Annotated in this window: 8 protein-coding genes; 4 read left to right on the forward strand and 4 right to left on the reverse strand. The window is 75.3% G+C overall.

All coding sequences use genetic code 11. The features are described 5' to 3' along the window. Window positions 1-120 precede the first annotated feature (120 nt). Together EAO76_RS08145 and EAO76_RS08150 are read left to right on the forward strand one after the other, a co-directional pair. Window positions 121-882 carry a MerR family transcriptional regulator gene (locus EAO76_RS08145; protein WP_148834767.1) on the forward strand — a complete coding sequence of 254 codons (762 nt, stop codon included), beginning with the start codon at window positions 121-123 and terminating at the stop codon, window positions 880-882. Then, a complete protein-coding gene (locus tag EAO76_RS08150; protein ID WP_148834769.1) occupies window positions 879-1,748 on the forward strand; it encodes a hypothetical protein in 870 nt (289 codons plus the stop codon). The genes EAO76_RS08145 and EAO76_RS08150 overlap by 4 nt, the downstream gene beginning before the upstream one ends. Here the strand turns inward: EAO76_RS08150 and EAO76_RS08155 are convergent. Continuing rightward, the gene (locus EAO76_RS08155; RefSeq protein ID WP_262375308.1) at window positions 1,693-3,135 is read right to left on the reverse strand and encodes an RNB domain-containing ribonuclease; all 1,443 of its coding nucleotides are present in this window, start codon (window positions 3,133-3,135) and stop codon (window positions 1,693-1,695) included. The genes EAO76_RS08150 and EAO76_RS08155 overlap by 56 nt on opposite strands. A 181-nt stretch (window positions 3,136-3,316) precedes the next feature. Here EAO76_RS08155 and yaaA point away from each other — a divergent pair, with 181 nt between their 5' ends. Further along, on the forward strand, window positions 3,317-4,117 hold the full coding sequence (gene yaaA, locus EAO76_RS08160; RefSeq protein WP_148834770.1) for a peroxide stress protein YaaA: 801 nt from the start codon (window positions 3,317-3,319) through the stop codon (window positions 4,115-4,117). A gap of 111 nt (window positions 4,118-4,228) precedes the next feature. After that, the gene (gene eda / locus EAO76_RS08165; RefSeq protein ID WP_148834772.1) at window positions 4,229-4,876 is read left to right on the forward strand and encodes a bifunctional 4-hydroxy-2-oxoglutarate aldolase/2-dehydro-3-deoxy-phosphogluconate aldolase; all 648 of its coding nucleotides are present in this window, start codon (window positions 4,229-4,231) and stop codon (window positions 4,874-4,876) included. Window positions 4,877-5,211: 335 nt separating this feature from the next. On the opposite strand, the gene EAO76_RS08170 is transcribed toward eda, so the two are convergent. The 3 genes from EAO76_RS08170 to EAO76_RS08180 are packed head-to-tail and all read right to left on the reverse strand — an operon-like array spanning window position 5,212 to window position 8,143. After that, on the reverse strand, window positions 5,212-6,561 hold the full coding sequence (locus EAO76_RS08170) for a bifunctional RNase H/acid phosphatase (RefSeq protein ID WP_148834774.1): 1,350 nt from the start codon (window positions 6,559-6,561) through the stop codon (window positions 5,212-5,214). Next, window positions 6,561-7,304 (reverse strand): zinc ribbon domain-containing protein, encoded by a 744-nt coding sequence (locus EAO76_RS08175; RefSeq protein WP_187438546.1) that lies wholly within the window; start codon window positions 7,302-7,304, stop codon window positions 6,561-6,563. The genes EAO76_RS08170 and EAO76_RS08175 overlap by 1 nt, the downstream gene beginning before the upstream one ends. Continuing rightward, a complete protein-coding gene (locus EAO76_RS08180; protein WP_148834778.1) occupies window positions 7,301-8,143 on the reverse strand; it encodes a Nif3-like dinuclear metal center hexameric protein in 843 nt (280 codons plus the stop codon). The genes EAO76_RS08175 and EAO76_RS08180 overlap by 4 nt, the downstream gene beginning before the upstream one ends. Window positions 8,144-8,288: the final 145 nt, after the last annotated feature.

Below are 8,288 nucleotides of genomic sequence, written 5' to 3' on the forward strand. Positions count from 1 at the left end.
CGCCGTCCGTGAGATGGGAACAAGTCGCTCGATCGTGGCACACGCGGGAGCGAAGGTGCCGGATACGGCGGGGCCGGTCGTGCTTGACCTTGTCGCGGCGTCAAGGTTTCTACTGGCCCCATGCGCATCGGAGAGATCGCCGCGCTCGTCGGGGTCACCTCGCGGGCGATCCGGCACTACCACCACATCGGTCTGCTTCCCGAGCCCGCTCGCCGGGCCAACGGCTACCGCTCGTACGGCGTGCGGGACGCCGTGGTGCTGGCCCGTGTCCGGCGGCTCACCGAGCTCGGGCTCGGGCTGGACGAGGTGCGGGACGTCCTCGCCGACACGGCGGGGTACGAGCTCGTGGACGTGCTCGCCGGGCTGGACGCGGATCTGGCCCGGCAGGAGGACGAGATCAGGGAGCGGCGGCGTCGGCTGGCGAAGCTGCTGGAGACGCCGGTCTCCGCCGAGGGGCCCGTGCCGCCCGCGCTCGCCGAGCTGCTGGGCACGGGGCCGGCCGGCGCTTCCCCCTCGGCCGCCAGGGACCGTGAGCATCTGACGCTGCTGGACCCGGCGGGGCTCGGCGGCGGGGTCCGTGCCGCGCTGGCGACGATGGCCGAGGACCCGGGCCTGCCCCTCCTGTACGAGCGGCTGGACGCGCTGGCCGGGGCGGCCGTGGACGATCCGCGGATCGGGCCGCTCGCCGACGACGTGCTGGCCGCCGTGCCGGACGAGGTGCTGGCGGAGATCCCTTCGAACGGGCCGGTCGTCCCGGGGTTCGGCCAGGCCCTGCTCGACGACTGGGCGCCCGCCCAGGCCGAGGTGGTGCGCCGGGTGATGGCCGGGCTGGCGGCCCGGATGGCGGAGACGGAAACGGACACGGAGGAGGGGGCGGGATGAGGACGGGAGTGCGGGTTCCGGGGTGGGTGATCGGGGGCGTGATGGCGGCCGAGGTGGCTCTGGCGGGCTGCCTCCTGGCCGGGGTCCGGATACCGGGGGCGGTGCTGCTCGCGGCCGAGGCCCTGGTGGTGACCGTGTTCGGGTTCGAGTGCGCGGTGTTGTGGCGGCTCCTGCGTGCGGGGCGGCGGGCCGGGCTCGGGTGGCCGGAGGCGCTGCGGGCGGCGCTGCGCGACGCCGTACCGGTGCCGGTGCGCCGGCTCGTCGGGCACGAGGCGCGGGCCCTGCACAGCCTCGGGCTGTGGCTGCTGCGCCGGCGGCACGCCGTGCCCGAGGGTGCCGTCGCCGCCCCGTACACGGGGCCGCAGACGGCGATGATGTACGGCCTGCTCTTCGTCTCCGTGGTCGAGACGGTGATGCTGGCGCTGCTGGTCCCGTGGCCGCTCGTGCACGGGGTGCTGCTCGTGGTCGACGTGTACGGGGTGGTGTTCGTCCTGGCGCTGCACGCCTCGTGCGTGACCCGGCCGCACGTGGTGGGCGCCGACGGGGCGCTGCGCATCCGCTACGGCGGGCTGTTCGACCTGCGGGTTCCCGCCGGGGCGGTCGCCGGGGCGCGGGTCGAGCGGCGCTTCCCCGAAGGTGGACCGGTCCGGCCGGGGCCGGACGGGTCGCTCGATCTCGCCGTGGGCGGACAGACGACCGTGAGCGTGGAACTGACCGCTCCGGTGGAGTACGTACGGCCGCTGGGCGGGCGCGGGCTGGCGCGGACGGTCCGGTTCCACGCGGACGACCCGGGCGCCGTCGTGGCCGCGCTCACGCGGGGACGAACAGCGCCTTCGCCGATCCAGGGTCCGCCCGGTCCAGCCTGACCCGCAGCCGCTCCCCCAGCGGGAGCTTGGTGTCGCCGCCGTCGATCCGGGCGACGACCGCCGGGTCGACGACGTGGACGGTGCCGACGGTGGGCTCCTGGTCCTTCACGTCGACCACGTACCCGTCGAAGACCTCGCCGACCCGGTCCTTGAGCAGGGCCGCCTCGACCAGGTCCACGCATTCGCGCTCCACGGTGTTGGCCCGCGCCGTCCCGCCCGCCATCTCCTTCGGCAGGCCGGGCAGTGCGGAGAGGACCCACTCGGGCGGGTTCCGGTCGGCGTCGGCGGCGAGGCACAGTTCGGCCGCGTACCGGTCGACGAGCCGGCGCAGCGGGGCGGTGCAGTGCGTGTAGAGGTCGGCGACGGCGGCGTGGACGGCGGGGACCGGGAGTTCGCCGTGCTCGAAGACGGTGTACCCGGCACCGCGCAGCAGAGTGGTGCACTCCTGGAGGAACGCGGCGTGGTCGCCCCTGCGCGGGTCGAGGGAACGGACGAGCCGCGCGTACGGGACGTGGTGCGGCCAGTCGATGCGCAGTGCCTCGGCCGAGCGGCGGAGCCGGGCCACGGCGCCGTCCGGGGCGACCGGCAGGGTCCGCAGGATGCCGGTGCCGGTCTCCTCCATGAGGTGGGCGGCGACCATGCCGGTCAGCAGGGAGATCTGGGCGTTCCACGCCTCGGTGGGCAGCGGGGCGCGGTAGGCGAGGCCGTACGTGCCGTGGCGCTCGACGATCTCCTGTTCGGGCACGTCGAGGGAGATGCCGCCGCGGGCGGTCTCCTGCTCCTGGCGGAGCCGTCCGACGTCCCGGAGCAGGGCCAGGGATTCCTCGGCGGTGCCGGTGTCGATCTGCCGCTGGACTCCGGCGTAGTCGAGCCGGGCGCGGCTGCGGACGAGGGCCCGGCGCACCGAGGTGGTGACGACGGCGCCCTCGGCGTCGAGGTCGATCCGCCAGAGCACGGCGGGACGGGCGCCTCCCGGCAGGAGGCTGGCGGCGTCCTCGGAGAGCGATGCGGGATGGAGCGGAACCTTGCCGTCGGGGAAGTAGAGGGTCGTCACCCGGCGGTGGGCCTCGGCGTCGAGCGCGCCGCCGGGGCGCACGAAGGCGGCGACGTCGGCGATGGCGTAGTGCACCCGGTAGCCGTGCCTGCGGCGTTCGAGGTGCATGGCCTGGTCGAGGTCGGTCGACCCGGGCGGATCGATGGTGAGGAACGGCAGGTCCGTCGCGTCCTCGTGGGCCCGGACCGCCGGGTCCCCGGCCGCCCGGTCCGCTTCGGCGAGGACGTCGGGCGGGAAGCCGTCGGGCAGGTCCAGTTCGGTGCGCAGTCCGCGCAGGGCCGCCCCCAGCGAGGTGTCGGCCGGTCCGGTCATGCGGAGGTGGCGGCGGGGCATGGACCGAGCGTAGGCCGGAGCCGGACGGGCGGCATCCCGGGCGGGCCCGTCGTCTCCGTACGCGGTTCTCGCACGTCGTCTCCATGCGTCGTCGTTCCCGTACGTCGTCCCCCGCGCCTCCCCGTACGCTGGCGCGGGGGCCCGGACCCGCCCCCGCCCGTGCGTACGAAGGAGAACCGCCGTGCTCGTGCTGTTGCCGCCCTCCGAGGGAAAGGCCGCCTCGGGGCGCGGTGCGCCCCTGAAGCCGGAGTCGCTGTCGCTGCCGGGCCTGGCGGCGGCGCGGGCCGCGGTCCTCGACGAGCTGGTCGAGCTGTGCGCGGCGGACGAGGAGAAGGCCCGCGAGGTGCTCGGGCTGAGCGAGGGGCTGCGCGGCGAGGTCGCGAAGAACGTGGAGCTGCGCACGGCCGGGACGCGTCCGGCCGGGGAGATCTACACGGGGGTGCTGTACGACGCGCTGGACCTGGCCTCCCTGGACACGGCGGCCAAGCGGCGGGCGAGCGGCTCGCTGCTGGTCTTCTCCGGGCTGTGGGGCGCGGTGCGGGTGGGGGACCGGATTCCCTCGTACCGCTGCTCGATGGGGGTGAAGCTGCCGGGGCTGGGCGCGCTCGGGGCGTACTGGCGCGGCCCGATGGCGCAGGTGATGCCGGAGGCGGCCGGGGACGGGCTCGTCCTGGACCTGCGGTCCTCCGCCTACACCGCGGCCTGGAAGCCGAAGGGCGAGGTCGCGGAGCGCACGGCGAGCGTGCGGGTACTGCACTCGCAGCTGGTGGACGGGGTGGAGAAGCGGTCGGTGGTCAGCCACTTCAACAAGGCGACGAAGGGACGGATCGTCCGCGACCTGCTGATCGCGGGCGCGCGTCCGAAGGGGCCCGCCGAGCTGGTGGAGGCGTTGCGCGACCTGGGGTACGCCGTGGAGGCCGAGGCGCCCGCGCGGGCCGGGCGGGCCTGGTCGATCGATGTCGTGGTGACGGAGATCCACTGATCCGTCGGTCCTTCGGGCCTTCGGTCCCGTGCGGGGGCCGCCAGAACCCTGGCGTTGCAACATGCGCAACACTCGTTGCGTGTAGTGCGGGTCGCGCGGCAGGATGGCCGCATGACCTCCTCTGCCTCCTCCCCCGCCCCTGCCGCCTCCGTGCTGGATCTGGCCCCCGTCGTCCCCGTGGTCGTCCTGGAGGACGCCGCCGACGCGGTGCCGCTCGCCCGCGCCCTGGTCGCGGGCGGGCTCCCGGCCATCGAGGTGACGTTGCGGACCCCGGCGGCCCTGGCCGCGATCGAGGCGATCGCGGCCGAGGTGCCGGACGCGGTGGTCGGCGCCGGCACGGTGATCTCCGTGCGGAACGTCGCCGACACGGTCGCCGCGGGAGCCCGGTTCCTGGTCAGCCCCGGCTGGACGGAACGGCTGCTGGACGCGATGAAGGCGTCGGGGGTGCCGTTCCTGCCGGGCGTCTCGACGACGTCCGAGGTGGTCGCGCTGCTGGAGCGCGGGGTCACCGAGATGAAGTTCTTCCCGGCCGAGGCGGCCGGCGGCACGGCCTATCTGAAGTCGCTCGCCCCGCCGCTGCCGCAGGCCCGGTTCTGTCCGACGGGCGGCATCTCGCCCGCCTCCGCGCCGTCGTACCTGGCACTGCCCAACGTCGGCTGCGTGGGCGGCAGTTGGATGCTCCCGGCGGACGCGGTGGCGGCGAAGGACTGGGCGCGGGTGGAGCGGCTGGCGAGCGAGGCGGCGGCCCTGCGCGGCTGATTTCCCCCACCCGCCCCTTCCCGGACCCGGGGCTCTGTCCCGGACCCGGGGCTCCACCCGGGACCCCCGGGGGCGGGGTGAGAGCGTGGCACCCCAGCGCCCCCACGGAGGCAACGGCTTCGCGCAGCCGGGGAAGCCGCTGCGACGGCCCCGCCGAAGCGGAAGTCGCTCCGGTGCCCCGCCGGGAAGCCGCCGCATCCGCCCAGGAGCCGCCGCTCACCACCCACCTCGAACTCGGCGTGACACTCAGCACCCGAAGCGTCACGTTCCCGCGCACGCACCACCCCGCACCCGGACCAGGACGGGAGCCGGGGTGACGCTCCGGCGCACCCGGCTCACCTCAGGTGCGAGGTGTCGTTCAGCAGCCGGACCGACGCGTTCCCGTCCGCGTAGTACGCCACCGCGGAGACCGAGGCCGCCGAGAGCTCCATGCGGAACATGGCCTCCGGCGGGGCGCCCAGGGCCAGCCGGACCAGGGTCTTGATCGGCGTCACGTGGGTGACCAGGAGGACCGTGCGGCCCGCGTAGCGGGTGGTGAGGCGGTCCCGGGTCGCCGCGACGCGGCGGGCCACCTCGGCGAAGCTCTCCCCGCCGCCGGTGGGGGCCGCCTTCGCGGAGCCGAGCCAGGCGTCCAGGTCGGCGCCGTGACGTTCGCGCACCTCGGCGAAGGTCAGCCCCTCCCAGGCACCGAAGTCCGTCTCGCGCAGACCGTCCTCGATCCGGACCTCCAGACCGAGCCGGGCCGCGACCGCGCCCGCCGTCTCGCGGCAGCGGCGCAGCGGGGAGCTGACGATCTCCTCGATCGTGCCGCGGGCGGCCAGCGCGCCCGCGATGAGTTCGGCCTGCCGACGGCCGACCGCCGAGAGTTCGGGATCGCTGCCGCCGCTGCCCGAGAACCGCTTCTCGGGGGTGAGCGCCGTCTCGCCGTGCCGGAGCAGCACGAAGGTGGCGGGCGCGCCGAGATCGGGCGCCGCCGCCCAGCCCACCTGGGGCGCTGTGGTGGCGGCTGCCGCCGGAGCGGTGTCCGTCGGGGCCGTACTCGTCGCAGCGGCCCGTGCCGGACCCGCCGCGTCCGCCGGAGCCGTGGCGTCCGGCGCCGCGCCCGTGCGGCCGGCCAGGGCGGCGCGGGCCCTTGCCGCACCCGCCGCCGCGTCGCCGGGCGGTCCGGAGACCGGCGGCAGGTCCATCGCCGCCCCGGACCCACGGGTGTCGAGGGAGGCCGTCGAGGCCGACGGCTCCCACTGCTCGCCGCGCCTGCCCGCGTCCATCGCCTCGTTGGCGAGCCGGTCCGCGTGCTTGTTCTTCTCGCGCGGGATCCACTCGTAGGTGACGGCGGAGGGCGGCAGGATCCTGGCGGCCTCCGCCGCGAGCGGCTTCATGTCGGGGTGCTTGATCTTCCAGCGGCCCGACATCTGTTCCACGACCAGCTTGGAGTCCATCCGGACCCGCACCCGGAGCGCGCCGTCCGCCGAGGCGTCCGGCACCAGCGCCCTCGCCGCCTTCAGACCCGCGATGAGGCCCTTGTACTCGGCGACGTTGTTCGTCGCGACGCCGATGTACTCGGCGGCCTCGGCGAGGGTCTCCCCCGTCACCGGGTCGATGACGACCGCTCCGTAACCGGCGGGCCCCGGGTTGCCCCGGGACCCCCCGTCGGCCTCGACGACGAACTGGCGCGGCTGGGTCATTACAGGCCCGACTCCGCCGTGCGGACCAGGATGCGGCGGCAGTTCTCGCAGCGCAGCACGGTGTCCGGGGCCGCCGCCTTCACCTCGTTGATCTCGGTGATGTTCAGTTCGAGGCGGCAGCCCTCGCAGCGGCGCTGGTAGAGGCGGGCCGCGCCGACGCCGCCCTGCTGCTCGCGGAGCTTGTCGTACAGCTTCAGCAGGTCCGCGGGGACGGAACCGGCGACGACCTCGCGCTCCTTGGTCACCGTCGCGACCTCGGCGTCGAGCTCCCTGGTCGCGGCGTCGCGGCGGGCGGTCGCGTCGTCGACCTTGGCCTGGACGGCGGAGACCCGGTCGGACAGCTCGGTGACGCGCTCCTGGGCGGACTCGCGGCGCTCCATCACTTCGAGGACGACGTCCTCCAGGTCGCCCTGGCGCTTGGCCAGCGAGGCGATCTCGCGCTGGAGGCTCTCCAGGTCCTTCGGCGAGGTGATCGCGCCGGAGTCGAGGCGCTGCTGGTCGCGGGCGGCGCGCTGGCGCACCTGGTCGACGTCCTGCTCCGCCTTGGTCTGCTCGCGGGCGGTGTCGCTCTCCTCGGTCTGCGAGGCGACCAGCAGGTCGCGCAGCTGCGCGAGGTCGCTGGTGAGCGACTCGATCTCGGCGTGCTCGGGCAGCGACTTGCGCCGGTGCGCGAGCTGGGACAGGCGTACGTCGAGGGCCTGGACGTCGAGGAGTCGGATCTGGTCGGCGGGCGCGGCGTTCAGTTGGGGGCTCCAGAAGAGTGGTGGGTGGTGGTGGTCCAGGGGTCGGTGACCTGCTTCGAGACGTGGACCCGCAGGTCCCATCCGTGGCGGTCGGAAATCGCGTCGAGCTGCGCTGCGGCCTGCTCGCACCAGGGCCACTCGGTGGCCCAGTGGGCGGCGTCGACCAGGCCGAGCCGGGAGTGCTGGACGGCCTCGGAGGCCGGGTGGTGGCGCAGGTCGGCGGTGAGGAAGGCGTCGACGCCCGCGGCGCGCACCGCGTCGAAGAGGCTGTCGCCGGAGCCGCCGCTGACCGCGACGGTGCGCACCGTCGCCGCCGGGTCGCCCGCGAGCCGGATGCCCTGCGCGGTGGCGGGCAGCCGGGCGGCGGCGCGGGCGGCGAACTCGGCCAGGGTCTCGGGGTGGTCGAGCACGCAGATCCGGCCGAGTCCGCGGCGGCCCTCCGGGTCGGACGGGTCCGGCACGAGCGGGCCCTCGACGCGGAGGTCGAGCGCGCCGGCCAGCGCGTCGGAGACGCCCGGGTCGGCGGTGTCGGCGTTGGTGTGGGCGACGTGCAGCGCGATGTCGCGCTTGATGAGGGTGTGCACGACCCGGCCCTTGAAGGTGTCGGCCGCGACCGTCGTCGTACCCCGCAGGTAGAGCGGGTGGTGGGTGACGATCAGCTGGGCGCCGAGCCGGATCGCCTCGTCGGCGATCTCCTGGACGGGGTCGACGGCGAACAGCACCCGGTCGACCTCGGCACCGGGGTCTCCGCACACGGTGCCGACCGCGTCCCAGCTCTCGGCCCTCCCGGGCGGCCAGAGGGCGTCGAGTTCGGCGAGGACATCAGACAGACGGGGCACAAGCAAAGGCTACCTGCCCTCCATGGCCCGCCGTCCATGGCTCCGGCGACCCTCGCGGGCGGCCGCGGCCCGCACGGCACCGCCCGCCGCGCCGGTACCGCGCCCCGGACCCGCCCCGGACCCGCCCCGGAGCACGGTCCGGGGC

Origin of the sequence: Streptomyces sp. sk2.1 (assembly GCF_008120935.1) — a bacterium.
In the GTDB taxonomy this organism is placed as follows: Bacteria; Actinomycetota; Actinomycetes; order Streptomycetales; family Streptomycetaceae; genus Streptomyces.

Excerpts from the sequence above, each read along its gene's own strand:
- eda (WP_148834772.1), top strand. The coding sequence starts at position 4,229 with ATGACCTCCTCTGCCTCCTCCCCCGCCCCTGCCGCCTCCGTGCTGGAT.
- EAO76_RS08145 (WP_148834767.1), top strand. The coding sequence starts at position 121 with ATGCGCATCGGAGAGATCGCCGCGCTCGTCGGGGTCACCTCGCGGGCG.
- EAO76_RS08170 (WP_148834774.1), bottom strand. The coding sequence starts at position 6,561 with ATGACCCAGCCGCGCCAGTTCGTCGTCGAGGCCGACGGGGGGTCCCGG.
- EAO76_RS08155 (WP_262375308.1), bottom strand. The coding sequence starts at position 3,135 with ATGCCCCGCCGCCACCTCCGCATGACCGGACCGGCCGACACCTCGCTG.
- EAO76_RS08150 (WP_148834769.1), top strand. The coding sequence starts at position 879 with ATGAGGACGGGAGTGCGGGTTCCGGGGTGGGTGATCGGGGGCGTGATG.